Source organism: Streptomyces sp. NPDC007346, assembly GCF_040703535.1.
Taxonomy (GTDB): Bacteria; Actinomycetota; Actinomycetes; order Streptomycetales; family Streptomycetaceae; genus Streptomyces.
Map to the genome: position 1 here is coordinate 23,566 of NZ_JBEYKR010000039.1, position 25,668 is coordinate 49,233.

At 71.1% G+C, this 25,668-nt stretch carries 24 protein-coding genes and 1 pseudogene; 11 read left to right on the forward strand and 14 right to left on the reverse strand.

Features of this window, described 5'->3' with window-relative positions; translation table 11 throughout:
• Positions 1 to 107 precede the first annotated feature (107 nt).
• Positions 108 to 764 (forward strand): snapalysin, encoded by a 657-nt coding sequence (gene snpA, locus AB0917_RS13245; RefSeq protein ID WP_366819611.1) that lies wholly within the window; start codon positions 108 to 110, stop codon positions 762 to 764.
• Between the two features lie 305 nt (positions 765 to 1,069).
• Here snpA and AB0917_RS13250 read toward each other — a convergent pair whose 3' ends face one another.
• From AB0917_RS13250 to AB0917_RS13275, 6 genes and pseudogenes are all read right to left on the reverse strand, one after another.
• Positions 1,070 to 1,426 (reverse strand): GntR family transcriptional regulator, encoded by a 357-nt coding sequence (locus AB0917_RS13250; RefSeq protein WP_366819612.1) that lies wholly within the window; start codon positions 1,424 to 1,426, stop codon positions 1,070 to 1,072.
• Between the two features lie 2 nt (positions 1,427 to 1,428).
• Positions 1,429 to 2,400 carry a DUF1648 domain-containing protein gene (locus AB0917_RS13255; RefSeq protein ID WP_366819613.1) on the reverse strand — a complete coding sequence of 324 codons (972 nt, stop codon included), beginning with the start codon at positions 2,398 to 2,400 and terminating at the stop codon, positions 1,429 to 1,431.
• 331 nt (positions 2,401 to 2,731) lie between these two features.
• Positions 2,732 to 3,391 (reverse strand): annotated as a pseudogene (locus AB0917_RS13260) (DUF6304 family protein); the annotation flags it as partial.
• Between the two features lie 63 nt (positions 3,392 to 3,454).
• Positions 3,455 to 4,051 carry a GNAT family N-acetyltransferase gene (locus AB0917_RS13265; protein ID WP_366819615.1) on the reverse strand — a complete coding sequence of 199 codons (597 nt, stop codon included), beginning with the start codon at positions 4,049 to 4,051 and terminating at the stop codon, positions 3,455 to 3,457.
• A 94-nt stretch (positions 4,052 to 4,145) separates the two neighbouring features.
• The gene (locus AB0917_RS13270) at positions 4,146 to 5,189 is read right to left on the reverse strand and encodes a family 2 encapsulin nanocompartment cargo protein polyprenyl transferase (protein ID WP_366819616.1); all 1,044 of its coding nucleotides are present in this window, start codon (positions 5,187 to 5,189) and stop codon (positions 4,146 to 4,148) included.
• 93 nt (positions 5,190 to 5,282) lie between these two features.
• Complete coding sequence (locus AB0917_RS13275) at positions 5,283 to 6,689, reverse strand: family 2B encapsulin nanocompartment shell protein (RefSeq protein WP_366819617.1); 1,407 nt, start codon at positions 6,687 to 6,689, stop codon at positions 5,283 to 5,285.
• Between the two features lie 176 nt (positions 6,690 to 6,865).
• On the opposite strand from AB0917_RS13275, the gene AB0917_RS13280 reads away from it, so the two are divergent.
• The 3 genes from AB0917_RS13280 to AB0917_RS13290 all read left to right on the forward strand — a co-directional run bounded on the left by AB0917_RS13280 (position 6,866) and on the right by AB0917_RS13290 (position 9,596).
• Positions 6,866 to 7,312: an Rrf2 family transcriptional regulator gene (locus AB0917_RS13280; RefSeq protein WP_366819618.1), complete on the forward strand. Its 447-nt coding sequence runs from the start codon at positions 6,866 to 6,868 to the stop codon at positions 7,310 to 7,312.
• 99 nt (positions 7,313 to 7,411) lie between these two features.
• The gene (locus AB0917_RS13285; RefSeq protein WP_366819619.1) at positions 7,412 to 8,608 is read left to right on the forward strand and encodes a globin domain-containing protein; all 1,197 of its coding nucleotides are present in this window, start codon (positions 7,412 to 7,414) and stop codon (positions 8,606 to 8,608) included.
• Positions 8,609 to 8,642: 34 nt separating this feature from the next.
• Positions 8,643 to 9,596, forward strand: a complete 954-nt coding sequence (locus tag AB0917_RS13290; protein ID WP_366819620.1) for a pyridoxal-phosphate dependent enzyme — start codon at positions 8,643 to 8,645, stop codon at positions 9,594 to 9,596.
• 44 nt (positions 9,597 to 9,640) lie between these two features.
• On the opposite strand, the gene AB0917_RS13295 is transcribed toward AB0917_RS13290, so the two are convergent.
• Positions 9,641 to 11,242 (reverse strand): Na+/H+ antiporter, encoded by a 1,602-nt coding sequence (locus AB0917_RS13295; RefSeq protein ID WP_366819621.1) that lies wholly within the window; start codon positions 11,240 to 11,242, stop codon positions 9,641 to 9,643.
• A gap of 35 nt (positions 11,243 to 11,277) precedes the next feature.
• On the opposite strand from AB0917_RS13295, the gene AB0917_RS13300 reads away from it, so the two are divergent.
• The 3 genes from AB0917_RS13300 to AB0917_RS13310 all read left to right on the forward strand — a co-directional run bounded on the left by AB0917_RS13300 (position 11,278) and on the right by AB0917_RS13310 (position 13,133).
• Complete coding sequence (locus AB0917_RS13300; RefSeq protein WP_030560950.1) at positions 11,278 to 11,538, forward strand: UBP-type zinc finger domain-containing protein; 261 nt, start codon at positions 11,278 to 11,280, stop codon at positions 11,536 to 11,538.
• A gap of 231 nt (positions 11,539 to 11,769) precedes the next feature.
• Positions 11,770 to 12,183, forward strand: coding sequence for an anti-sigma regulatory factor (locus AB0917_RS13305; RefSeq protein ID WP_014048265.1), 414 nt, complete (start codon positions 11,770 to 11,772; stop codon positions 12,181 to 12,183).
• 23 nt (positions 12,184 to 12,206) lie between these two features.
• Entirely contained in the window at positions 12,207 to 13,133 is a 927-nt protein-coding gene (locus tag AB0917_RS13310) for an RNA polymerase sigma factor SigF (protein WP_366819622.1), read from the forward strand.
• A 76-nt stretch (positions 13,134 to 13,209) separates the two neighbouring features.
• Here AB0917_RS13310 and AB0917_RS13315 read toward each other — a convergent pair whose 3' ends face one another.
• Positions 13,210 to 13,659, reverse strand: a complete 450-nt coding sequence (locus tag AB0917_RS13315; RefSeq protein WP_366819623.1) for a hypothetical protein — start codon at positions 13,657 to 13,659, stop codon at positions 13,210 to 13,212.
• A gap of 158 nt (positions 13,660 to 13,817) precedes the next feature.
• On the opposite strand from AB0917_RS13315, the gene AB0917_RS13320 reads away from it, so the two are divergent.
• Together AB0917_RS13320 and AB0917_RS13325 are read left to right on the forward strand one after the other, a co-directional pair.
• Positions 13,818 to 14,786 (forward strand): diacylglycerol kinase family protein, encoded by a 969-nt coding sequence (locus AB0917_RS13320; RefSeq protein ID WP_366819624.1) that lies wholly within the window; start codon positions 13,818 to 13,820, stop codon positions 14,784 to 14,786.
• Between the two features lie 319 nt (positions 14,787 to 15,105).
• Positions 15,106 to 15,363, forward strand: coding sequence for a WhiB family transcriptional regulator (locus tag AB0917_RS13325; protein WP_003953983.1), 258 nt, complete (start codon positions 15,106 to 15,108; stop codon positions 15,361 to 15,363).
• A 180-nt stretch (positions 15,364 to 15,543) separates the two neighbouring features.
• On the opposite strand, the gene AB0917_RS13330 is transcribed toward AB0917_RS13325, so the two are convergent.
• Complete coding sequence (locus tag AB0917_RS13330; protein ID WP_366819625.1) at positions 15,544 to 17,010, reverse strand: PAS domain-containing sensor histidine kinase; 1,467 nt, start codon at positions 17,008 to 17,010, stop codon at positions 15,544 to 15,546.
• A 429-nt stretch (positions 17,011 to 17,439) separates the two neighbouring features.
• Positions 17,440 to 18,522, reverse strand: a complete 1,083-nt coding sequence (locus AB0917_RS13335) for an SIS domain-containing protein (protein WP_366819626.1) — start codon at positions 18,520 to 18,522, stop codon at positions 17,440 to 17,442.
• A 230-nt stretch (positions 18,523 to 18,752) separates the two neighbouring features.
• Here AB0917_RS13335 and nagB point away from each other — a divergent pair, with 230 nt between their 5' ends.
• The gene (gene nagB, locus AB0917_RS13340; protein WP_366819627.1) at positions 18,753 to 19,538 is read left to right on the forward strand and encodes a glucosamine-6-phosphate deaminase; all 786 of its coding nucleotides are present in this window, start codon (positions 18,753 to 18,755) and stop codon (positions 19,536 to 19,538) included.
• Positions 19,539 to 19,775: 237 nt separating this feature from the next.
• On the opposite strand, the gene AB0917_RS13345 is transcribed toward nagB, so the two are convergent.
• The 4 genes from AB0917_RS13345 to AB0917_RS13360 form a co-directional block, all read right to left on the reverse strand.
• A complete protein-coding gene (locus AB0917_RS13345) occupies positions 19,776 to 21,299 on the reverse strand; it encodes a glycoside hydrolase family 3 protein (RefSeq protein WP_366819628.1) in 1,524 nt (507 codons plus the stop codon).
• A gap of 9 nt (positions 21,300 to 21,308) precedes the next feature.
• The gene (locus AB0917_RS13350) at positions 21,309 to 22,169 is read right to left on the reverse strand and encodes a carbohydrate ABC transporter permease (protein ID WP_366819630.1); all 861 of its coding nucleotides are present in this window, start codon (positions 22,167 to 22,169) and stop codon (positions 21,309 to 21,311) included.
• A complete protein-coding gene (locus AB0917_RS13355) occupies positions 22,166 to 23,173 on the reverse strand; it encodes a sugar ABC transporter permease (RefSeq protein WP_366819631.1) in 1,008 nt (335 codons plus the stop codon). The genes AB0917_RS13350 and AB0917_RS13355 overlap by 4 nt, the downstream gene beginning before the upstream one ends.
• A 114-nt stretch (positions 23,174 to 23,287) precedes the next feature.
• Positions 23,288 to 24,586 carry a sugar ABC transporter substrate-binding protein gene (locus tag AB0917_RS13360; RefSeq protein WP_366819632.1) on the reverse strand — a complete coding sequence of 433 codons (1,299 nt, stop codon included), beginning with the start codon at positions 24,584 to 24,586 and terminating at the stop codon, positions 23,288 to 23,290.
• Between the two features lie 279 nt (positions 24,587 to 24,865).
• Between AB0917_RS13360 and AB0917_RS13365 the strand changes: the two genes are divergently transcribed.
• Positions 24,866 to 25,630: a GntR family transcriptional regulator gene (locus AB0917_RS13365; RefSeq protein WP_366819633.1), complete on the forward strand. Its 765-nt coding sequence runs from the start codon at positions 24,866 to 24,868 to the stop codon at positions 25,628 to 25,630.
• Positions 25,631 to 25,668 lie beyond the last annotated feature (38 nt).

The window sequence follows — 25,668 nt, forward strand, 5'->3', positions numbered from 1 at the left end:
CGGCGGCCGTCCGCTCCCCCACACTCTCCCCGTACCGCCCCGCGCCCCGTCCGTTCAGCGGACAACCCCCACGGCGCGGGTTCACCGGACAGTAGGAGAAATCCCCCATGAGACACCTCAGGACCGCCATCGCCTCCGCCATCGCCGGTCTCGGCCTCGTCGCCGCGCTGGGCACGGCTCCCGCGGTCTCCGCCGCTCCTGCCCCGACCGTCTCCACCCCCGCCACCATCGCCGCGTACAACGGGTCGGGGGAGAACGCCGCCGCGAACCGGGCGTTCTTCGACGCGGTCATGAAGTCGGTCGCCGAGAAGCGGGCCGCCAACCCGGGCACCCAGGCCGTGACCGTCACCTACAGCGCGGCCGCCGCCCCGAGCTTCCGCACCCAGATAGCCAACAGCACCCGGATCTGGAACAGCTCGGTCACCAACGTCCGGCTCCAGGAAGGCTCCAACGCCGACTTCACCTACCGCGAGGGCAACGACCCGCGCGGTTCGTACGCCTCGACCAACGGGCACGGCCGGGGCTTCATCTTCCTGGACTACCGGCAGAACCAGCAGTACAACTCGACCCGCGTCACCACCCACGAGACCGGGCACGTGCTCGGCCTGCCGGACACCTACTCCGGTCCGTGCAGCCAGCTGATGTCCGGCGGTGGCCCCGGCCCGTCGTGCACCAACGCCCAGCCGGACGCCAACGAGCGGGCCCGGGTGAACTACCTCTGGCAGAACGGCTTCGCCGCCGCGCTGGCCGGCACCGCCTCCTGACCCCGGGCGGTACGACCGCCTCACCCGCATGACGCCTCACCCGCATGAGCAGAGGGCCGTTCCGGACGCGGAACGGCCCTTCTGTGCGGCCGGGCCACCGGCTTCCGCCGGCCCCTGCGGTCTCTGCCGGGCTCCGCCGGTCTCTGCCGCGCTTGATCCGCCCCGCCGGCCTCTGCCGTCCCCGCCGGACTCCATCGGCCTCGGCCCCCGTCGTACGCCGGTGCCCCCAGCCGTACGCCGGTACCCCCGTCGGCCCCCGTCGGCCGCCGTCGCACACCGTCGGCCGCCGTCGTACGCCGGTGGCCTCAGGTGCCCAGTTCGGCGCGGACCAGCGTCAGCAGCTCCTCCTCCGTCATGCCCAGCTCCCGGGCGTCCGCGACCACCTCGCGGACCCGCTCCAGCAGATGGGCCCGGCGGGGGGAGGCCCCCTCGGTGACCACCGCGCCACGGCCGCGGCGCAGCTCGATCAGCCCCTCCTCGCGCAGCCTCTGGTAGCCGCGCAGCACCGTGTGGACGTTCACCCCGAGGGAGTCGGCGAGCACCCGGGCGGCGGGGAGCCGCTCGCCCGGGGTCACCGCGCCGTCGGCGACCGCGCGGCGCACCGAGGCCGCGATCTGGTCGCCGAGCGGCACGGTGGAGGTGGGGTCGACCCGGAAGAGCATGGTCAGCGCCCCGCCCGGTCCCGGTCGACGAGGGTGTTGAGCAGGGCCGCGCCGGTCGTGGAGTCCTCGACGGTGACCGCGAACTCGCGTCCGCCCGTCTGCCGGGCGACGATGGCCTCGCCCGAGCGGACGATGAAGCCGGTGCGGTGGGGGCGGATGCGGTAGCCGTAGCCGCCGAACTCCGCGACCGCGTTGACCTGCCGGCTGTCCGCCGCCTCGATGCGCTCCAACGGGACCTGGACCCGGGGCCAGGGCAGCAGGCCGGAGACGGTGAGGCCGCGCCGGTCCACGGTGACGTGGGCCCGGCTGAAGGTGAGCACCAGCAGGGCGAGGAGCAACAGAGGGGCGCCGACGAACCAGCTGACCCCGTAGCCGAGCCCCAGGCCGAGGCCCCCGACCACCACGGCGCTCAGCGGCAGCCACCAGGCGCCGGTGGTACGCGCCCAGCCGGCCACCTCGCCCTCGGCGAGCACGATCCGCTCGCGGTCGTCGGGGTTCCTCCCGGCGTCGGGGTCCTCCGGCGCCGGAACCAGCCGGGCCAGCAGCAGTCCGACCCCTCCGGCGAGGACCGCCGCCCCGAAGGCCACGGCCAGGTGCCAGAACGGGAAGCCGTCGACCGCGCCTCCGTCCGGGACGTCCAGGTTGACGATCAGGGCGGCGCCCAGCACGTACTGGAGGAAGGCCGCGACGGCCCAGCCGCCACCGATGAACCATCGGTGAGCGCGTCCGTAGATCTTCCCGCTGACCGCCATGAGGGCCCACATGGCGCCGAGCATGGGCATCACCGGGGCGGTGAGGAGGACGTAGGTGTTCCGGTCGACGTAGCCGTTCACGTCTCCGGAGAGGTCGAAGTGGCTGGCCAGGCGGGTGGGAAGGCGGTCCTTGAGGGCGATGAAGAGGATCAGGTCGATGAGAAGGGCGAGGACAAAGGGCAGGGCCGCGAGCGTGGCACGGCCAAGGTTCTTGCGTGTCATGAATACCTCCGTTGTTCGCATGCTAGTAGAACAACTAGAGCTATCGCAATGGGGTGGCGCCGGCAGGGCCCGCACGCTCTCCGGGGCCGGGAACGGCTCTGCCCCGTACCGGAATCGCGGTACGGGGCAGAGGGGGGCGTCCGTCAGGAGCGGTGTGACGTCAGGCGGGTTCCAGGGGCCCCAAGGGGCCGGCGGGTTCGAGGGATCCCAGGGGTTCCAAGCGCTCCACGGGAGCCACGGGAGCCGCGGGAGCCGCGGGAGCCGCGGGAGCCGCGGGAGCCGCGGGAGCCGCGGGAGCCACCGCTTCGGCCGGCTCCGGGGACCCCAGGGGTTCCAGGGGGAAGGCCCCCCGGTGGCCGGTTCCGGCGCCCCGGTCCGGGCGCGCCTCGAACTCCTCGCAGCTCCAGATCTCCTGGACGAAGCCGGTCCGCCGATCCCACAGGTCCAGCACCGCGTCCTCGCCCTCCGCGTCCCGGTAGGCGTCCTTGGCGCCGCGGAAGCAGGCGAGGCCGCCGGAGAGGCCGCGGCCGGGGGCCGGGAAGTAGTCGGAGAAGGCGCAGGCGACGCAGGTCTGGAGCCGGATGCCGTCCGGGAGGATGCGCTGTATCGCGCTCAGCGCGGCGGCGAAGTCCCGCTCGGCGCGGGCGGATTCGTAGGCCGCGCCGTCCAGGTGGAGGGTGAGGTAGAGGTCCGGGTCGACCCGGCGCAGGGAGAGCAGGCAGGCGAGGGTGGCCTGACGCAGGGTGCCTTCGACGAGGACGGGCAGCGGGAGGTCCCACTCCAGTACGCAGTCGGTGAGCGCGCCGTCCGCGAGGGCGAACATCCCGCTCTCCGGAGGCATGCCCGAGACAGGTGCCAGGTCGTCGAAGCTCTCGCCCTCGAAGTCGACCCCTCTGATCCGGATCCGGAGCTGCTGTCCGTCCGTGGTGAGGACGACCGCATCGGAACCGGCCCGGTCCCGGTACCAGCCGGCCCACGACTCATCTGTCATGAGCAGGGACTGTAGCCGCTGCCCGGTACGGGCCCCGTGCCGCCCTCCCCCTCCGCCGACGGGTCAACCCGCTTGCGGCTCACGCCACATGGGCCACATGGACGGGCCGTCCGGCAGCTCGACCGTGCGCCCCAGGAAGCGGAAGCCGAGCCGTTCGTAGAGCGTACGGCTGCGGGCGCTGCTCGCCTCCAGGTAGGCGGGTACGCCGTCACGGTCACAGCGCTCCAGCTCCGCCCGGATGAGCTCGGCCCCGACGCCCTGGCCCTGGCGGTGCGGGGAGACCCCGACCATGAGCAGGTAGGAGTGGGCGCGGTCGTGCGGGTGCACCTTCCCGGTCAGCCTCCCGACCAGCTCGCACCGCTCGTTGTCGGGGTCGGCGGTCCGCCGCATCAGGGCGGGCGTGGGGTCCTCCCCCTCCGGCGCACCGGCGGGCACCGGCAGCCACAGGGCCACCGCCGCACCGTCGTCCGCCACGTCGATACGGCCTTCGGCGAGGGTGATGTCGACGAAGACGCCGAGGAACGTGCCGTGGACCGCCCGCCGGTGCGCCTCGTCGGGGAAGACCCAGCTGCTGACCGGGTCGTGGTGGAAGGCCTCCTCCAGGACCGCTACGACCCGTTCCCTGTCGCCTCGGCCCGCCTGCTGTATCCGTATGCCCATGACCGGCTTCCGCCCCTTCGCCCGCTGCTCTCGACTCTCGACAGACCTCCGGAATACTAGAGTTGGGAGGCCCGAGCCGGCCGGGACGGCCCGGTCAGCTGGTGCGGCGGGTGACGAATTCGGCCAGGTCCAGCAGATCACCGGCGGCGTCGGGGTCGGGGACCGCCCGGGAGAGGTGGTGGACCGCCCGAGCCATCCGGTCGGCCGCGCAGACCTGGGCCCAGTCCCGGCCGCCGGCCCGGTCCACGGCGTCGGCCGCGCGGTCCACCTCGTCGGAGGTGGACATGGGCCCCCGGTAGAGGGCGGCGAGCTCGGCGGCGGCCGGAGTGCCGGAGGTCAGGGCCGCCACCACGGGCAGCGACTTCTTGTGGGCGGCCAGGTCCGCGCCGACAGGCTTGCCGGTGCGGGCCGGGTCGCCCCAGATGCCGATCAGGTCGTCGATGAGCTGGAACGAGAGGCCGGCCTCCCGCCCGAAGCCGTCCAGGGCGCGGACCACCCGGTCCTCCGCCCCGGCGTACAGGGCGCCGAGCGCGCAGGCGCAGCCGAGCAGGGCGCCGGTCTTGGCGGTCGCCATGGTCAGGCATTCGTCCAGCGTGACCTCGTCCGGTCCGCGCTCCTCGAAGGCGCAGTCGGCCTGCTGGCCCGCGCACAGCTCGATGACGCAGGAGGAGAGGCGGGCGGCGGCCCGCGCGGCGGCCGGGTGGGCGTCCTCGGCCAGCAGCCGCTGGGCGAGGGCCAGCATGGCGTCGCCGGTGATGATCGCGTCCGGGACACCGAAGACGGCCCAGGCGGTGGGCCGGTGTCTGCGGGTGGTGTCCTCGTCGATGACGTCGTCGTGGAGGAGGGTGAAGTTGTGCGCCAGCTCGACGGCGACGGCGGCGCGCACGGCGCGTTCCGGATCGCCGCCCAGCGCCCGCGCGGCGGCCAGCACGAGCGCCGGCCGGATGGCCTTGCCCGCCTGTCCGGCGGCGGGGGTTCCATCGGCGTTCTCCCAGCCGAAGTGGTACATCGCGATCCGGCGTATGCCACCGGGCAGCGATTCCACGGCCGATCGCAGATGCGGGTCGACGACCGCGCGGGTGCGTTCCAGCAGCGCCGAGGCCTCGTGCCCTTCCGTCGCTGCGTCCGTACTGGTCATGGTCACGGTCACTCCCTGGGGGCGGTGCGGTGGGGCGGGGCCCCGGGGGGCCGGCCGGTGTCGGCCGACCGGCCCCCCGGGGGTGACACGGGGTCAGCGCCAGCGGCTCACCTCGACGTTCTCCAGTACGCCGAGGGCGTCCGGCACCAGGATGGCGGCGGAGTAGTACGCGGTCACGAGGTAGGAGATGATCGCCTGCTCGTCGATGCCCATGAAGCGGACCGAGAGGCTCGGCTCGATCTCGTCCGGGATGCCGGTCTGCTGGAGGCCGATCACGCCCTGTTCGGCCTCACCGGTCCTCATGCAGATGATGGAGGTGGTGCGGGCGTCGGTGACCGGGATCTTGTTGGACGGGAAGATCGGCACCCCGCGCCAGGCCGGCACGTGGTGGCCGCCGATGTCCACGCTCTCCGGGACCAGTCCGCGCCGGTTGCACTCGCGGCCGAAGGCGGCGATGGCGCGCGGGTGGGCGAGGAAGAGCTTCGATCCGCGCCGGCGCGAGAGCAGCTCGTCCATGTCGTCGGGGCTGGGCACCCCGTCGTGCGGCTGGAGCCGCTGGCTGTAGTCGCAGTTGTTGAGGAGGCCGAACTCGCGGTTGTTGATGAGCTCGTGCTCCTGGCGCTCGCGCAGCGCCTCGACCGTGAGCCGCAACTGCTGCTCGGTCTGGTTCATCGGCTGGTTGTAGAGGTCGGCGACCCTGCTGTGCACCTTGAGCACCGTCTGCGCGACGCTCAGTTCGTACTCGCGGGGTGCGGCGTCGTAGTCGACGAAGGTGTGCGGGACCACGGCCTCGCCGACGTGTCCGGCGGAGAGATCGATCTCCGCCTCGCCGTACCGGTTGGTCCGCTGATGCGGGATCGCGAGGAGACCGGCGAGGTGGGCGCGGAGCGAGTCGGCCCGCTCCGCCAGGTTGAGCACGTCCGCACGGCTGAGCGTCAGCAGCGTGCACGCCGTGAGGGCGCGGGCGGTGTACTCCCAGACGGCGTCACCGTCGCCCAGGCTCTGGTCGCCGAAGTACGCGCCGTCGGCGAGGACTCCGAGCTCCGTCTCGTCCCCGTAGAGACCGACACCGATCTTCTCGACCTTGCCGTGCGCCAGCAGGAAGACCCGGTCCGCCGCGTCCCCCGATGCGGCGAGCACCTCCCCCGCGGCCACGTCCCGCTGCTCGCACCTGCGGGCGAGCTCGTTGAGGACCTCCTCGTCCTCGAAGTTGCGCAGAGCGGGCAGTTCCCCCAGCTCGGCGGGGATCACGGCCACCCGGTCCCCGGTCTGGACGAACGTCACCCGGCCGTCACCGACCGAATAGCTGAGCCGACGGTTCACCCGGTACGTACCGCCCTGTACCTGCACCCACGGCAGCATCTTCAGCAGCCACCGTGAGGTGATCTCCTGCATCTGCGGCGCGGATTTGGTGGTCGTCGCGAGGTTCCGCGCAGCTGCCGTCCCCAGACTCTGCTGCGGCGGCGCCTGCGTGTCGCGAACCTCTTCACCAACGGACATCTGACGTCCTTTCGATCTTGGGCTGACGTGCTGGAGAAGCCTTTCAGCAGGAGGACGCGGCCCGCCATTACACAAAAGAGTGTGACTAATCAGCCCTCAGGTGGGGCACGTTGCCCCTCGTCGCCCCGCGGACCGTGAAAGTTGCATCGCAGATACCAATTATCTAGGATCGAGCCATGCGGCTGACCAGATTCACCGATGTGGCGCTCCGCGTGCTCATGCGGCTGGCGGTCGCGGAGGGCGCGGACCCGCCCACCACGCGCGAGGTGGCGGACACCATGCGGGTGCCCTACACGCACGCGGCCAAGGTCGTCGCCCGCCTCCAGCACCTGGGCCTGCTCGACGCCCGCCGCGGCCGGGGCGGCGGACTCACCCTCACCACGGCCGGGCACACCGCCTCGATCGGCGCTCTCGTACGGGAGCTGGAGGGCGGGGGCGACGTCGTGGAGTGCGAGGGCGACACCCCCTGCCCGCTGCGCTCCGACTGCCGGCTGCGCGGCGCCCTACGGCGGGCCCAGGACGCCTTCTACGCCTCGCTCGACCCGATCACCGTCACCGATCTCGTCGCCTCCCCCACCGGCCCTCTGCTGCTCGGCATCGGCAGCGGACCGCCACCGGACTGAGCCGGGTCCGGCCCGCCGCCCGCCCGGACCCCCGGGTGGGCGACACTCCGCCCAAAAATATGCATTCCGAATACCAATTAACAGAGGAGCCCCTCCTTCATGCTCTCCGACCGGTCCACCGCCACCGTCCGTGCCACCCTCCCCGCCGTCGGCGCGGCCATCGGTGACATCGCCGACCTCTTCTACAAGAAGCTCTTCGATGCCCACCCCGAACTGCTGCGCGACCTGTTCAACCGGGGCAACCAGGCCTCCGGCGACCAGCGCAGAGCACTGGCCGGCTCCATCGCCGCGTTCGCGACCGCGCTGGTCGAGCACCCCGGCACCCGGCCCGACGTGATGCTGAACCGCATCGCCCACAAGCACGCCTCGCTGGGGGTGACCCCGGAGCAGTACGAGGTCGTCCACACCCACCTGTTCGCCGCGATAGCCGACGTACTGGGTGACGCGGTCACCCCTGAGGTCGCCGCGGCCTGGGACGAGGTCTACTGGCTGATGGCGAACGCCCTCATCGCCATCGAGGGGCGGCTCTACGCCCAGCAGGGCGTCGTGGCGGGCGATGTGTGGCGGGAGTGGGAGGTCGCCGCCCGGATCGAGGAGACCGAGGACGTCGCCACCTTCCACCTGCGCCCGGCGGACGGCGGTGACGCTCCCGCCTTCCGGCCCGGCCAGTACGTCTCCGTCCAGGTCGAACTGGCGGACGGGGCCCGGCAGATACGCCAGTACAGCCTCTCCTCCTCCCCCGGCTCCCGGCTGCGCTCCATCACGGTCAAGCGGGTGCGCGGGGAGGAGACCCCCGACGGCGAGGTCTCCCGCCACCTGCACGAGCACACCCGCGCGGGCGACCGGCTGCGCGTCTCCGTCCCCTACGGGGACCTGGTCCTCGACCACCTGGACGCGCCGCTGCTGCTGGCCTCGGCGGGGATCGGCTGCACGCCCATGCTGTCGATGCTGGAGTACCTGGCCGAACAGGGCCACGACCGCCCGGTCACCGTCGTGCACGGCGACCGCTCGCCCGCCGACCACGCCCTGCGCACCCACCACGTCCGGCTGACGGAAGACCTCCCGGAGGCCGAGCCGCACTTCTGGTACGAGACCCCGGAGGCCGACCACCCGGCCCACCGCACCGGGCTCGTCGACCTGAACGGCGTCACCGTGCTGCCGGGCACCCACGCCTACCTGTGCGGGCCCCTCCCCTTCATGCGCACGGTCCGCACCCGCCTGCTGGACGCGGGGGTGCGCCCGGCCGACATCCACTACGAGGTGTTCGGCCCGGACCTCTGGCTGGCGAGCGCCTGAACCCACCCGGACCGGGGCGGGCGACAATGAACGGGTGAACCGCCCGCCCCGCCCCGAGTCCCTTCTGCGCCCCCGGGTGCCGTCCCCGCTGCGGGAGGTCCGGGACGGCCGCTTCGACCGGCACGGGATCACGCTCCTCCTCAAGCGGGACGACCTGATCCACCCCGACCTGCCGGGCAACAAGTGGCGCAAGCTCGCCCTCAACCTGGAGGCGGCCGCCGGGCGGACCGTGCTGACGTTCGGCGGCGCCTACTCCAACCACCTGCGGGCCACCGCCGCGGCCGGCCGGCTGCTGGGGTTCCCCACCATCGGCGTGGTGCGCGGCGACGAGCTGGCGCACCGGCCGCTCAACCCCTCGCTCGCCCGGTGCGCCGCCGACGGCATGCGGCTGCACTTCATGGACCGCACGACCTACCGGGCGAAGGCCTCGTCCGAGGTCCTGGAGGGGCTGCTGAGCCTGTACGGGGACGTGGAGGTGGTCCCGGAGGGCGGCAGCAACGCCCTGGCCGCACAGGGCTGTACAGCGCTGGGGCGCGAGTTGCGCGGGCACACCGATGTGGCGGCCGTGGCCTGCGGGACCGGCGGCACCCTGGCCGGGCTGGCGGCCGGGCTGGAGAGCGGGCAGCGCGCCCTGGGCGTACCGGTGCTGCGCGGCGGCTTCCTCGGGGAGGCCGTCGCCCGGCTCCAGCAGGAGGCGTTCGGCGGACCGGCCGGTGACTGGTCGCTGGAGGAGCGCTTCACCTTCGGCGGCTACGCCCGTACGACCCCGGAACTGGACGCCTTCGCCGCGGACTTCGAGGACCGGCACGGGCTGCCGGTGGAGCGGGTCTACGTCGCCAAGCTGCTCTTCGCGCTGACGGCCCTGGCCGAGGAGGGCGCGTTCGCACCGGGCACCCGGGTGAGCGCGGTGATCACCGGCACGCCCGAAGCGCCGCCCGCCGAAGCGCCGCCCGCCGAGAAACCGTCGGCCCAGGAGTCGTCAACCTAGGAGTCGTCGGCCGCTCGGCAGAAGCCCTCCCCGGGCCCGCCCCCTCAGGAGTCGTCCGTCTCCCGGTAGGCGGCCGCCTCCTCCAGGTCCAGCCGGCGCAGCAGCGTACGCATCATCTCGTCGTCGATCCGCCGCTCGTCCCGCAGCCGGACGAAGACCTTCCGCTCGGCCTCGATCATCTCGCGGGAGAGCCGGCGGTAGGTGTCGTCCGCCGACTCCCCCGTGACCGGGTCGGCCGCCCCCAGCCGCTCCCAGACGGCGTTGCGGCGGCGCTCCAGGGCGCTGCGCAGCCGGTCGGCCAGCGGGGGCGGCAGGGTGTTGCCCGGGGCGGCCAGCAGCTCCTCCAGGCGGGCCTCGGCGGCCACCGAGGCCTCGCTCTGGGCCTGTGCCTCGATGAGGGTCTCGGCCTGCGGGTCGCGCCCCGGCAGTTTCAGTACGCGGACGAGGACGGGCAGGGTCAGCCCCTGGATCACCAGCGTGGCGATGACGGTGGTGAAGGCCAGGAACAGCACCAGGTTGCGGGCCGGGAACGGGGTGCCGTCGTGCGTGACCAGCGGGATGGAGAAGGCGACGGCGAGCGAGACGACCCCGCGCATGCCCGCCCAGCCGACGATCAGGGGCGCGGTCCAGTCGGTGTCCGGTTCCCGCTCCCGTACGCGCCGGGAGAGCCGTCGGGGCAGATAGGTCGCCGGATAGACCCAGACGAAGCGGACCGCGACGACCGCGGCGAACACGATCGCCGCGTATCCGAGCGCCGCCGCCGCGCCGCCCGCCTCGAGCCCTTTCAGCACGAAGGGCAGCTGCAACCCGATCAGGGCGAAGACCGTGGACTCCAGGACGAAGGCGACCATCTTCCAGACCGCGGCCTCCTGGAGGCGGGTGGCGAAGTCGACCTGCCAGGAGCGGTGTCCCAGGTAGAGGGCGACGACGACCACGGCGAGGACCCCGGAGGCGTGCACCCGTTCGGCCGCCGCGTACGCCACGAACGGGATCAGAAGGGACAGCGTGTTCTGGAGAAGGGCCTCCTTCAGGTGCGTGCGCAACCAGTGCAGCGGCACCATCAGCAGCAGGCCGACCCCCACCCCGCCGACCGCCGCGAGCAGGAACTCGGTGATCCCGGCACCCCAGCTCATCCCCTCCCCGACCGCGGCGGCCAGCGCCACCCGGAAGGCGGTGATCGCGGTGGCGTCGTTCACCAGCGACTCACCCTGAAGGATGGTCGTGACGCGGGCGGGCAGTCCGACCCGGCGGGCGATAGCGGCGGCCGTCACGGCGTCCGGCGGTGCGACGACGGCTCCCAGGACGAGGGCGGCGGTGAGCGGCAGCTCCGGGACGGCGAGGTACGCCAGCCAGCCCACGGCGACGGTGGCGAAGAGCGTGTACCCCACGGAGAGCAGCGCGACCGGCCGGACGTTGGCCCGCAGATCGAGGTAGGAGCTGTCCACGGCCGCCGTGTAGAGCAGCGGGGGCAGCAGCAGCGGCAGGACGACGTGGGCGTCCAGGTGGTACGTCGGGACGCCCGGCACCAGGCCCGCGACGAGGCCGACGGCGACCAGGACGAGCGGGGCGGGGACCGGGGTGCGGCGCGCCGCACCGGCGACCGCCGCACTGGCCGCGACCAGCGCCACGAGCGGCAGCGCGTCCATCTCACCGTCCTCGGATCCGTCGTAACCTGCCCATCATGAGCGAGTGTGCGCACGTAGCGGATCTGCCACGCCCCGAGCCCGTACCGCTCGGGGAGACCTGCCCCGAGTGCCTGGCCGCGGGCACCCACCCCGTGCAGCTGCGGCTCTGCCTGACCTGCGGGCACGTCGGCTGCTGCGATTCCTCGCCGCTGCGGCACGCCACCGGGCACTTCCGGGAGACCGGTCACCCGGTGATGCGGAGCTTCGAGCCGGGCGAAAGCTGGCGCTGGTGCTTCGAGGACGGTTCGATCGTCTGACGTCTGGGTACGTCAATCCGGCGCCGGTTCTTCGTAATTGGACGCCGCAGACCCCTAGCCACTGTGTGTACTCATGGGTTTACCATGAGTGACAGTCGGGGGATGGGGTGCGGGCGACACTGCATCATGGATCCGATAGCGTCGCCGAGCTGAGAACCGTCGACCGACCGCATGGCTCCGGGCCACCCTTCCCGGAACCTCGAAAGAGTTTGTGCCACCTTGGAGGTGAGGGTGTCCCAGATCGCAGGCGAGCCCGGGAATCAGGACTTCGTGGAAGTCCGGCTGCCCGCTGCGGGTGCCTACCTGTCGGTGCTGCGAACGGCCACGGCCGGTCTCGCAGCGCGTTTGGACTTCACTCTCGACGAGATCGAGGATCTTCGCATCGCGGTCGACGAGGCCTGCGCGATCCTGCTTCAGCAGGCCGTGCCCGGCTCCGTCCTCAGCTGCGTGTTCCGGCTCATCGACGACTCTCTCGAGGTGACGGTGTCGGCCCCCACGACGGACGGCCGCGCACCCGAGCGTGACACCTTCGCCTGGACGGTGCTCTCCGCACTGGCCGGCAAGGTCGACTCCACGGTCGCCGACGACCGTACGGTCAGCATCAGCCTCTACAAACAGCGCGGCGCGGGCCCCGGGCCGGCGTGAGCGAGGGGAACGGGGACGGTCCTGTGCGGGACGAGACGATCCGATCCGGGGTGGTGCGCCCAGCAGGCATCCCGGAGCAACAGGCCCGGCCGCATCCGGTGGACGGAGCGGACGGGTCCCAGAGCCTCAGCGTCGCGGCGGAGCAGTCGCAGGCAGAGCGGGCGGGCCAGATGAGCGAGCACGGGCACCACGATCCACACGACCGCAGCGGGGCGCGGGCCCTGTTCGTCGAGTTGCGGGCGCTTCCCGACGGCTCCGCGGAGAAGGCGGAGCTGCGCAACCGGCTGGTGCGGATGCATCTGCCCCTGGTGGAGCATCTGGCCCGGCGCTTCCGCAACCGCGGGGAGCCGCTGGACGACCTGACCCAGGTCGCCACGATCGGGCTGATCAAGTCGGTGGACCGGTTCGACCCGGACCGGGGCGTGGAGTTCTCGACGTACGCGACCCCCACGGTCGTCGGCGAGATCAAGCGTCACTTCCGGGACAAGGGCTGGGCGGTGCGGGTGCCGCGCCGCCTCCAGGAGCTGCGTCTCTCGCTGACCACGGCCACCGCCGAGCTCTCCCAGCAGCACGGCCGCTCGCCGACCGTGCACGAGCTGGCCGAGCGGCTCGGCATCTCCGAGGAGGAGGTGCTGGAGGGGCTGGAGTCGGCCAACGCGTACAGCACGCTCTCGCTGGACGTGCCGGACACGGACGACGAGTCCCCCGCGGTCGCCGACACGCTGGGCTCGGAGGACGAGGCGCTGGAGGGCGTGGAGTACCGGGAGTCGCTCAAGCCGCTCCTGGAGGACCTGCCGCCGCGCGAGAAGCGCATCCTGCTGCTGCGGTTCTTCGGGAACATGACCCAGTCGCAGATCGCCCAGGAGGTCGGCATCTCGCAGATGCACGTCTCCCGGCTGCTGGCCCGCACCCTGGCCCAGCTGCGCGAGCGCCTGCTCGTCGAGGAGTAGGCCCCTCAGGAGCGGACCGGGCCGCCCCGGGGAAGCCCTGCAGGGCCCGGACCCCGGGGCACGGGCTTCCGGGGGCTCAGGCCTCCGGGCCCCTGCCGGCGCCCCTGCGCAGGCCCAGGGTCTGGGTCGTCTCCGGGTTCAGGACGAGCGCCAGGCCGGTCACGGCGACCGCGGCGAGGACGATCCCGGTGGGGATCAGCGCGCCCTGGGAGCGCAGCAGCGTCCAGGCCACGGGCAGCGCCATGATCTGGGTGATCAGCGCCGGGCCCCGGCTCCAGCCGCGCAGCAGCATCAGGCCGCGGGCTGCGACGAGCGGGATGGCGCCCAGCGCGATCAGCGTGATGCCGACCGTCTCCGCCTGCTGCGGGCTCTCGGGGCGCCCGAGGATCCCCATGACCAGCAGGCAGAGCCCGCCGACCGCGAGCGCGGCGCCTTCGAGGGCGTTGATCCCGGCGAGGACGGTGATCCTTCGCGGGCGCTCCGTCGCGGCGGGCGAGGGGGTGGAGGAGGTCGCTTCAGTGCTCACGCCCTTCAGGTTGGCATCCCCGGGGCCCGGAAGTGAAGCCGGGGTGCGTGGGCGCGGCGCATGTCACGTACGGAGAGGGCGTCACGGAACGTCACCGGTCCGGAGCGCGGCGAACCGCGACTTCGGCACCGAACCGCCCGGTAGGTACTCTGGCGGGCATGCGCGCACTTCTCGTGGTCAACCCGGCAGCCACCACCACCAGTGCACGCACCCGTGACGTCCTCATCCACGCCCTGGCCAGCGAGATGAAGCTGGAGGCGGTGACCACGGAGTACCGGGGTCACGCGCGGGACCTGGGGCGGCGGGCGGCCGACAGCGACGAGATCGACCTGGTGGTCGCCCTCGGCGGTGACGGCACGGTGAACGAGGTCGTGAACGGGCTGCTGCACCGGGGCCCGGACGTCGACAGCCTCCCGAAGCTCGCCGTGGTGCCCGGCGGCTCCACCAATGTCTTCGCGCGCGCCCTGGGGCTGCCCAACGACGCCGTGGAGGCGACCGGCGCGATCCTGGACGCCCTGGAGAACCGGAGCGAGCGCACGGTCGGCCTGGGGCTCGCGGCCGGCACCCCGGGCACCGAGGACGAGTCCGTACCCGAACGCTGGTTCACTTTCTGCGCCGGTCTCGGTTTCGACGCCGGAGTGGTCGGCCGGGTCGAACAGAAGCGCGAGATCGGCAAGCGGTCGACGCACGCGCTGTACGTGCGCCAGGTGGTGCGGCAGTTCCTGAACGAGGCCCACCGCCGGCACGGGCAGATCACGCTCGACGTGCCCGGCCAGGAGCCTGTGACCGACCTCGCGCTCTCCATAATCTGCAACACCGCCCCCTGGACCTACCTGGGGAATCGTCCGGTGTACGCCTCTCCGAAGGCCTCGTTCGACACCGCCCTGGACGTCCTCGGACTGAAGCGTCTGTCCACCCCGGCGGTGGCTCTGTACGGCACTCAGCTGCTCACTTCGAGCCCCGACAGAGGGCCTCGCGGGAAGCACGCCGTTTCACTGCACGACCTCACGGACTTCACCTTGCATTCAAAGGTCCCACTGCCCTTCCAGATGGACGGCGACCACCTGGGACTGCGTACGAGCGTGACGTTCACAGGCGTACGCCGTGCACTGCGTGTGATTGTGTGAGTGGAAGGGCCGAAAGTCCTTTAACTCGAACGTTTGGCCTGGGTCCCACCCCTAAGAAGTGCGCCTGTGACCTAGTCGACACCGAGGAATCAAAAAAAACTTTCCAGAAGGGGTTGTATCCGCAGCCGAGGTTTGCGAATCTCTACATGGCGATCGGGACGGCCCGCAACACCGGCCTCCCTGAGAGCCAGAACCCCTCCTCACCATCACAGACCACACCCAGTCCTTCTGGGAGTCGGCCCGTCATCTGTGGGGGGATTCGTGAAAGCGTTCACATTCACAAGCAACAAGCGTGTAATACCAAGGAGAGGTAGCAGCCATGGACTGGCGTCACAACGCCGTTTGTCGTGAGGAAGACCCCGAGCTGTTCTTCCCCATCGGCAACACCGGTCCTGCGCTGCTGCAGATCGAGGAAGCCAAGGCCGTCTGCCGTCGCTGCCCCGTCATGGAGCAGTGCCTGCAGTGGGCGCTCGAGTCCGGCCAGGACTCCGGCGTCTGGGGTGGCCTCAGCGAGGACGAGCGCCGCGCGATGAAGCGCCGTGCCGCTCGCAACCGGGCGCGTAACGCCAGCGCCTGACCGACGCCCCCCACGAACACGCCTCAGCCAGGCGGCGCGTACAGAGCGTGCGCACAGCCCCGCCTTCGAGTCGCAGCGCGCAGTATCCCGGAGCGCATCGCAACGTGAGCATCACGGAGCGGGCCCGGACCGTCACCACGGTCCGGGCCCGCTCTGCTGTGTGCCGTGTGCCCCCGCGGGCTACTTGTCGCCGCGCACCGGCAGGTCCAGCACCACCTGGGTGCCGCGCTCCGGCGCCGGGACCATGCCGAACGTGCCGCCCAACTCGCCCTCCACCAGCGTCCGTACGATCTGGAGCCCCAGATTGCCGGCCTGCTGCGGGTCGAACCCCTCCGGCAGGCCCCGCCCGTCGTCGGTGACGGTGATGAGCAGCCGGCCCTCGGTGGGTGAGCCGCCGCGCACGGCGGAGACCTCCACCGTGCCCTGATCGGCCACGGCGAAGGCGTGTTCCAGGGCGTTCTGGAGGACTTCGGTGAGCACCATGGAGAGCGGGGTGGCCACCTCGGCGTCGAGTATGCCGAAGCGTCCGGTGCGCCGGCAGGTCACCTTGCCGGGTGAGATCTCGGAGACCATCGCGATGACCCGGTCGGCGATCTCGTCGAACTCGACGCGCTCGTCCAGGTTCTGCGAGAGCGTCTCGTGGACGATGGCGATCGAACCGACCCGCCGCACCGCCTCGTTGAGCGCCTCGCGCCCCTGTTCGGAGTCCATCCGGCGGGCCTGGAGGCGCAACAGGGCGGCCACCGTCTGGAGGTTGTTCTTCACCCGGTGGTGGATCTCCCGGATGGTCGCGTCCTTGGTGATCAACTCGCGTTCGCGGCGGCGCAGTTCGGTGACGTCCCGGAGCAGGACCAGGGAGCCGATGCGGACGCCCTTGGGCTTGAGCGGGATGGCCCGCAGCTGGATCACCCCGCCCGCGCCCTCCACCTCGAACTCGCGCGGCGCGTACCCGCTGGCCACCTTGACCAGCGCCTCGTCCACCGGCCCCCGGGAGGGCGCCAGTTCGGCGGTGGTGGTGCCCAGGTGATGGCCGACCAGGTCGGAGGCGAGGCCGAGGCGGTGGTAGGCGGAGAGGCCGTTGGGGCTGGCGTACTGCACGACCCCGTCCGCGTCCAGCCGGATCAGGCCGTCACCGACGCGCGGGGAGGCGTCCATGTCGACCTGCTGGCCGGGGAAGGGGAAGGCCCCGGCGGCGATCATCTGGGCCAGGTCGGAGGCGGACTGGAGGTAGGTGAGCTCCAGCCGGGAGGGGGTGCGCACGGTGAGCAGGTTGGTGTTGCGGGCGATCACACCGAGGACCCGGCCCTCACGGCGTACGGGGATGGACTCGACCCGTACGGGGACCTCCTCGCGCCACTCCGGGTCGCCCTCGCGCACGATGCGGCCCTCGTCCAGGGCCGCGTCGAGCAGCGGGCGGCGGCCGCGCGGCACCAGGTGGCCGACCATGTCGTCCTGGTAGGAGGTGGGGCCGGTGTTGGGCCGCATCTGGGCGACGGAGACGTACCGCGTGCCGTCGCGGGTGGGGACCCACAGCACCAGGTCGGCGAAGGAGAGGTCGGAGAGCAGTTGCCACTCCGAGACCAGCAGATGGAGCCACTCGAGGTCGGTGTCGCTCAGAGCGGTGTGCTGGCGGACGAGGTCGTTCATGGAGGGCACCTGTGGAGCGTACCCGGGGTTAACGGAAGTGTTCGAACCAGTCGGCCCGGCGGGCCGTGCGGAAAGGCAGGGCGCCGGCGGGCGGGGCGCCCACGGGCCGGACGCCGATGGACGGGGCGCGGCGCACGGCCGGAGAATGTCGTGCACATGGATGGACACGAGCAATTGGTCTAGTCCACAATGAGTTCACCACGACCTCCGCTCTCCCCGCACGGAGAGCGGACCGAGGCACCCGGCGCTCTCTGCCCTGACCGCGCAAGGTGCCTCCTGTGGCCGACGGCACCGCACACCGCCGGCCAGGTAGCTCCGGGCTGCGGTGCCGGGCGGGCTGAGGGTCCCGTCCTGGCGCCGCGGCCCGCGGGTGTTTCCGGGGGTCGTCCCGGCAGTCCCGCGGTGGCCTCGCCCCCCGCGTCCGTCCGCTCAGCGCGTCTCCGTGACCTTGGCCAGGGCGCGCGGGGAGTCCGGGTCCTGGCCGCGCGCGATGGTCACCTCGTACGCCAGCATCTGAAGCGGCAGGATCTCCAGGATCGGCTGCAACTCCTCCGGCACCCCCGTCGTCGGCAGCGAGAAGCCCGCCGAGGCCGCCTCCACCTGGGCCTTCGGGCCGACCACGAACAGGTCGGCGCCCCGCCCGCGCAGCCGGTCGAGCACCGGCTGGAGCGCCTCGCCGCCCCGGCCGTCGGTGACCACGGCGATCACCGGGGAGATGTTGTCGACCATCGCCAGCGGGCCGTGCAGCAGGTCGGCGCCCGAGTAGGAGAGAGCCGGGATGTAGCTCGTCTCCATGAGCTTGAGGGCCGCCTCCTTGGCCGTGGGGTAGCCGTAGCCGCGCGAGGTGATCACCATGCGCTCGGCGAAGCGGTAGCGGGAGGCCAGCGCCTTGACCTCGGCCCGGCGGCCCAGGATCGCGCCCGCCAGGTCGGGCAGGACCGCGGCCGCCTCGGTGCCGTCACCGCCGCCCAGCCCCTCCACGAAGAGGTAGAGGGAGAGCAGGGAGGCCGTGTACGTCTTGGTGGCCGGGAGCGCCTTCTCCGGGCCCGCCAGGATGTCGATGTGGTACTCGGAGACCGCCGCGAGGGCGGAGTCCGGGTTGTTGGTCACCGCGAGGGTGACGGCACCGGCGTCCCGGGCGGCCTTCGTGGAGGCCACCAGGTCCGGCGAGCCGCCCGACTGGCTGACGGTGATCACCAGGACGTCCCGCAGATCGGGCTCGGCCCCGTACGCCGTCGTGGTGGACATGGACGCGAGGCCGCAGGGCAGGCCGCGCCGGATCTCCAGCAGGTACTTCGCGTACAGCGCCGCGTTGTCCGAGGTGCCGCGCGCGGTGAGCAGGACGAAGCGGGGCGCGCGGGCCGCGATCTCCGTGGCCACCTCGCGGATGCGGGGCGCCCCCTGGTCGAGGATGCGCCGCAGCATCGCGGGCTGCTCGGCCATCTCGCCGGACATGATGCGGCCGGGCACGTCGCCCTGGTCGTCCGGGCCGGGCGGAGGGGTGGCTGACATGTGGGGTGCCTCCCATGCGGTGTCGTCGGCGGTGGCGTACGGAGCCGCCCGCGGACCGCGCCGCCGGCGCCGTACCGTCCAAGTCGACCAGGCAAACGCGGGGTCCGCCAGCGGGCAGGGCGGGGGGACCGACAGGCGGGCCGTTCACCGCACGGCTGCGCGATTCTGCTAGATTGACCCTTGATTGGTCTATACCACACGGTTCCACTCATCAGATCGGCAGGCACAGCGTGGAAGTTGTCATCGTCCCGGACGCCACGGCAGGCGGCGAACTGATCGCGGAGGCCATCGCCTCCCTGCTCAGCCGCAAGCCCGACGCCCTGCTCGGCGTTGCCACCGGCTCTACCCCGCTGCCCATCTACCGCGCGCTGGCGGCCAAGGTCGCCGCCGGTGCCGTCGACGCCTCGCGCGCCCGCATCTGCCAGCTGGACGAGTACGTCGGGCTGCCCGTGGGCCACCCGGAGTCGTACCGCTCCGTGGTCCTGCGTGAGGTCGTCGAGCCGCTCGGGCTCTCCGAGGCGTCCTTCATGGGCCCGGACGGCTCCGCGGAGGACGTCCAGGCCGCCTGCGAGGCGTACGACCGCGCCCTGGCCGAGGCCGGCGGGGTCGACCTCCAGCTGCTCGGCATCGGCACCGACGGGCACATCGGCTTCAACGAGCCGTGCTCCTCGCTCTCCTCGCGCACCCGGATCAAGACGCTGACCGAGCAGACCCGGGTGGACAACGCCCGCTTCTTCGACGACGACATCGACCAGGTGCCGCACCACGTGATCACCCAGGGCATCGGGACCATCCTGGACTCCCGGCACCCCGTCCTGCTGGCCACCGGCGAGGGCAAGGCGGAGGCCATCGCCCAGACCGTGGAGGGGCCGGTCGCCTCGGTCGTGCCGGCCTCGGCGCTCCAGCTGCACCCGCACGCGACGGTGGTGGTGGACGAGGCCGCCGCGTCCAAGCTGAAGCTGGCGGACTACTTCCGCGCCACGTACGCGGCGAAGCCCGCGTGGCAGGGGCTGTAACTCCGTACGGCTGTACGTACGGGAAGGGCCAGGACACCTCACGGTGTCCTGGCCCTTCCCGTTGTACCGCCCGTCCGGCGAGAGGCTCTGCCTCGATCGCCGGACGGGCTCGCGCGACCGGCCCGACGGCCTTGTCCCGGAACGCCGGACGGGTCCGATCCGCCCGGTCACCGCCGGACGGCTCGGCCTAGGGCGTGCCGGGCGTCGCGGACCCGGTCAAGATCCGCCGGACACGCCCTACGCCCCCGTCGCCGCTTCCGCCGCCGCCTGGCCGCAGACCCGGGAGGCGCCGTGGGTGGCGATGTGGAGGGCTCCCCGGGGGGTGGACGCCGGGACGCCCATCTCGACCACGATCGTGTCCGGGCGGGCCGCCAGCAGGGCGTCCAGCGCCCGGCCCATCCAGGCGTGGCGGTGTTCGTCGCGGACGACGGCGACGATGCGCCGCTCCCCCGCCGCGGCGACCACCTCGGCCGCCGGGTCGGCGCTCTCGTCGGTGTACGTGGCCGCCTCGGTGCCCGGCAGGAGCCGGGTGAGTCCGGCGGCGATGCCCCAGGGGGTCTCGGCGCCGACCGCGATGTTCGCGACCGCGGAGAACTCCGCGACGTAACCCGGCTCGGTGAGCCGGTCCCCGGTGCCGGTGACCGTGATCGCGCGGCGGGCGGCCACCAGGCCGACGTCGGAGCTGACTCCGGTGCCGGGCGCGGTCCCCTCCTGCACTTCCGCGCCCGGCTCCGGGACATCCCCCCGGGCCCCCTGCGTCCAGGACGCGAGGGCTCGTACACGGGCGGCCGCGTCGGCGAGCCGCTCCTCGGCCAGGTCTCCGTTGCGTACGGCCGCCACGAGGGCGTCGCGCAGACGCAGCACCGTCTCCTCGTCGGCCAGCCCGCCGCCGACGCAGATCGCGTCGGCGCCCGCGGCGATGGCGAGGACCGATCCGCGCTCGATGCCGTAGGTCCTGGAGATCGCTTCCATCTCCACGCCGTCGGTGACGATCAGGCCGTCGTAGCCCAGCTCCTGGCGGAGCAGACCGGTGAGGATCCGCGGGCTCAGGGTGGCGGGGCGGTCCGGGTCGAGTGCGGGAAGCAGGATATGCGCGCTCATCACCGATTTGGAACCCGCCGCGATGGCCGCCCGGAAAGGCAGCAGCTCACGGGCGTGCAGGGTGTCGAGGTCCACATCGATGCGGGGCGTCGCCAGGTGCGAGTCGACCGCGGTGTCGCCGTGGCCGGGGAAGTGCTTGGTGCAGGCGGCGACGCCGGCGGCCTGGAGCCCCTCGACGTACGCCGCGGTGTGCCGGGCCACCAGGGCGGTGTCGGCGCCGAAGGAGCGGACGCCGATGACCGGGTTGCCCGGGTTGGAGTTGACGTCCGCGGACGGCGCCCAGTTCAGGTTGACGCCGCACACGGCGAGCCGCCGGCCGAGCTCGTGGGCGACGGCCCGGGTGAGGTCGGTGTCGTCGACCGAGCCGAGGGCCAAGTTGCCCGGGAACGAGGAGCCGTCCCTGACCTCCAGGCGGGTCACATCGCCGCCCTCCTCGTCGATGGCGACGAGGACATCGTCCCGCTCGGAGCGCAGCCGCGCGGTGAGGGCGGCGAGCTGCTCGGGCGATTCGATGTTGCGCCCGAACAGCCCGACGGAGGTGAGCCCTTCACCGACGCGGCGCAGCAGCCAGTCCGGTGCGGTGGTTCCGGTGAATCCGGGCTGGAGCACCGCGAGCGCGTCGCGCGTCAGGGTGTCCGTGGTGGAAACGAGGGTGGTCATGGGCCCGCACTATCCCTTCACAGCGCCGGAGGTGAGACCTGCGGCCATCTTCTTCTGGATGATCATGAAGAAGATGACGACGGGCAGGGCGATCATGGTCGAGGCCGCCATGAGTGCGCCGTAGTCCGTTCCGCGCTCGGTGGTGAACGTCATCAGCCACACGTTCAGCGTGTACTTGGAGTTGTCGTTGATCAGGATGTACGCGAAGAGGTACTCGTTCCACGCGTTCACCAGGGCGAAGATCGACGCGGCGGCGAGCCCGGGGGCGAGCAGCGGGAAGATCACCTTGCGGAAGGCGCCGAAGCGGGTCAGCCCGTCGACCATCGCGGACTCCTCCAGCTCCACCGGGATGTTCACGACGAAGCCGCGGATCATGATGGTGGCGAAGGGCAGCGTGGAGACCAGGTAGACGACGATCAGGCCCCAGTACTCGTCGATCCCGCCCATGGCGTTGAGCTGGGCGTAGATCGGGATGAGCATCGCCGTCGGCGGCAGCATCTGGACCAGGATCATGATCAGCAGCAGGGGCTTGCGGCCGAAGAACCGGAACCGGCCGATCGCCAGGGCCGCCAGCGTCGCGATGATCATGCCGCCGACCACCGCGGTGACGGCGACGATCAGGCTGGACTGGATGGCGGTGGCGAAGTTGGGCATGTTGATCGCGCGTTCGAAGTTATCGAAGGTGATCGACGTGGGCCACAGGGTCTGGTCGTAGCTGCGGATCTCCTGGTTGGGCCGCAGGGCGCTGATGACCAGCCAGTAGACCGGGAAGATCATGACCACGGCGATGCAGAGGCCGATGATGTCCAGGTGGAGCCGGCTCTTCTTCCGGTCCGGGCGCAGCGCCTGTGTCTCGGTCGTGCTGCTCATTCGACCTCTCCCGTCTTCATGAGCTGGCGCAGGTAGTACACGGCCACACCGGACAGCAGCAGCACCGTGATCAGGGCGATCGCGGAGCCCTGGCTGAAGGAGGTGGACTCGAACGCCTTGGAGTAGGAGTAGAGGCCGAGGGTTTCGTACTCCGGCTCGGGCTTGTTGCCGCGCAGCAGCCAGATCTGGCCGAAGACGTTGAAGTCCCAGATCACCGAGAGGGTGGCGACCATGGTGAAGACCGGCTTGATGACCGGCCAGGTGACGAACTTGTAGATGCCGTAGGCGCTGGCGCCGTCGAGCGCGGCGGCCTCCTCCAGCTCCTGGGGGACCTGGGTGAGGGCGGCGTACAGGGTGACGACGACGAACGGGATGGCGCCCCAGACGACCAGCAGGGTGATGATGCCGAAGCCCTGGACCGGGTTGAGGTACCAGTTGTGGCCGAGCCAGTCCTCACCGACGACCTTGGCGATCAGCGTGTTGATCAGGCCGTAGTCGGAGTCGGCCATGAACCGGAAGATCGAGGCGGCGACCATCAGCGGCATCGACCAGGCGGCGATCAGTGCCACCGTCAGGACGAGCCGGACCCAGGTGGAGAGCTTGCGCATGAGCAGGGCGACCAGCAGCCCGATACCCATGGTGAGCGTCACACAGATGGCCATGAAGACGATCGTGCGGAAGGTGACCCACCAGAACTCTGGGTCGCCGAGGATGTTGGTGAACTGTTCGAAGCCCACCCAGGGGGCAGGCTCTCCGGACCACAGTTCACGCCGGCCCATGTCCTGGAAGGACATGATGACCGTCTTGCTGAGCGGGTAGAGGTAGACGGCGGCGATCGCCACGATCGCCGGGAGGATCAGGAAGTAGGGGAGGAGTGCACCCTTCTTCCGCTTCCTCTTCTGTACCCGGGGCGCATCGTCGTCGGAGGACGACTTCCCGGTCGGGTGCGGGTCGGGTGGTACAGGGACCGGCGGCCCGACGGCCTTGGTATCAGCGGCAGACACGTGGCTGACCTTCCATCGCGGGTCCGAGGCGGGCCCCGGAATTCACGGCGTTCACTTGCGAGAAGAGGGCGGGGGCCCGGCATCTCTGCCGGGCCCCGCCTGGCGACCGGAAGGTCAGGCCTTCTTGTTGATCAGGGCGTTGATCTTGTCGTCGGCCTTCTTGGTGGCGTCGGCGACGGAGGTGCCCTTGACGATCTCCAGGAGCATGTTCTGGAGGATCTCCTCCTTCTCGACGGAAGCCCAGCCCGGCGCGATCGGCGTGAACCAGGCGTCCGGCACCGCGTTGGCGATGGCGGCCGTCTCCGGCTTCGTCTTCAGCGGCTCGAGCTGCTTCTCGTTGTTGGGGAGGACGTTCTTCGAGGCGAGGACCTCGCCGCCCTTGGTGTTGGTGAAGAGGGCGATCCACTCCTGGCCGAGGTCCTGGACCTTGGACTTGGAGATCGTCGCGAGGTCCGAGCCGCCGATGAAGGAGGGGAGGGCCTTGCCCTCGGGGCCGGGGATGCCGGCCGTGGCGATCTTGCCCTCGAGCTTCGGGTTGCCGTTCTCGCCACCCGTGACGCTGCCGGCCTCCCAGGCCTGGCCGTAGATGACGGCGGCCTTCTCGTTGGCCATGACGTTGGCGTGGTCCTGCTCGTCCTTCGTCACGTCGGCCTTGTTGTACTTCTTGACCAGGTCGACGAAGTGCTGGATGCCCTTCTGCGCCTCGGGGGTGGAGAGCGCGCCCTTCCACTCCTTGGAGCCCTCGTCGTACGTGGCTATCTCGCCACCGTAGGCGGCGACGTAGGACATCGCGGCGTACCAGTAGCGGCCCGGGAAGTAGAGCGAGGAGGCGCGCTTGTCCGTCTTGGCCAGCTCGGCGGAGACCTTGTCCATCGCCTTGAGGAACTCGTCCTCGGTCTGCGGGAGGACGTCGCTGCCGGTACCGGCCTTCAGCATGTCCTGGTTGTAGACGGCCAGACGGGCACTGGCGTAGTAAGGAACGCAGTACGTCTTGCCCTCAAAGGTGCAGGTGTCCTTCAGACCCTTGATCCAGGAGTCCGAGTTCTCGTACTTCGAGGGGTCGATTTCCCCGAGCGCACCATTGAGGATGTACTGCATGGTCTCGGTGTTGCCGAGTTCGACAACGTCCGGGAATTTGTCGCCACCGAGGGAGGTGTCCAGCTTCTTGACCTTGTCGGCCCACTGCTGGTACTGAACCTTGACCGTGACACCCGGGTACTTCTTCTTGAACTCGGCATTGACGTCCTTGACCAGTTCGGGCCAGGTCGACTGGGCCTCGCCCATGAGCCAGACGGTCAGGTTTTCCTTGCGGTCCTTCGGGTCCTGCGACGATGCCTTGTCGTCGGAACCACATGCCGCGACCGAAACCAACATGCCCGCGACACCGATAGCCGCGATGAGCTTGCGCTTCACGTCAAACCCTCCTCAGGGATGCTGCAACCCCACCCACCGCGAAGACATTCGACGAGTTCTGCTGGGGCTGGACCTGGTCTTTAATGGTTTAGACCAGTACCGGGAGCTTGGCCTAGACCTTTAGGGGTGTCAAGGGTGTATAAGAAGTGCACTCGCGTCCGTTATAGGACCGACACCTAAGGGAGGGCGACGACCCGTGACCGGACCGTGCCACCATGTGAGCCGCGACAGACGGAGGAGCCGGTGACGGCAGCAACGCAAGCGTCGGGAAGGCGGGCCATGGGTGCCGACGACGGCAGTTCGGGGAGCGAGACCGGCAACGGTACGCGCACCGCGCGCGTACCGAAGTACTACCGGCTCAAGCGGCATCTCCTCGACATGACCGACACCTTGCCGCCCGGCACCCCGGTGCCGCCCGAACGCACCCTGGCGGCCGAGTTCGACACCTCGCGCACCACCGTGCGCCAGGCCCTCCAGGAGCTGGTCGTCGAGGGCCGGCTCGAACGCATCCAGGGCAAGGGGACCTTCGTCGCCAAGCCGAAGGTCTCCCAGGCGCTCCAGCTGACCTCGTACACCGAGGACATGCGCGCCCAGGGGCTGGAGCCGACGTCCCAGCTGCTCGACATCGGCTACGTCACGGCGGACGACACCCTCGCCGGCCTGCTGGACATCTCGACGGGCGGACGCGTGCTGCGCATCGAGCGGCTGCGGCTCGCCAGCGGAGAGCCGATGGCGATCGAGACCACCCACCTTTCGGCCAAACGCTTCCCGGCGCTGCGCCGTTCACTGGTGAAGTACACCTCGCTCTACACCGCGCTCGCCGAGGTGTACGACGTCCGCCTCGCCGAGGCCGAGGAGACCATCGAGACCTCGCTCGCCACCCCGCGCGAGGCCGGTCTGCTGGGTACGGACGTGGGGCTGCCGATGCTGATGCTCTCCCGCCATTCCATCGACGGCCAGGGCGAACCGGTGGAGTGGGTGCGCTCGGTCTACCGGGGTGACCGGTACAAGTTCGTCGCCCGCCTGAAGCGGCCGACGGACTGAGGGAACACAGCGTACGAACAGGCGGTGGCCCGGGGAAC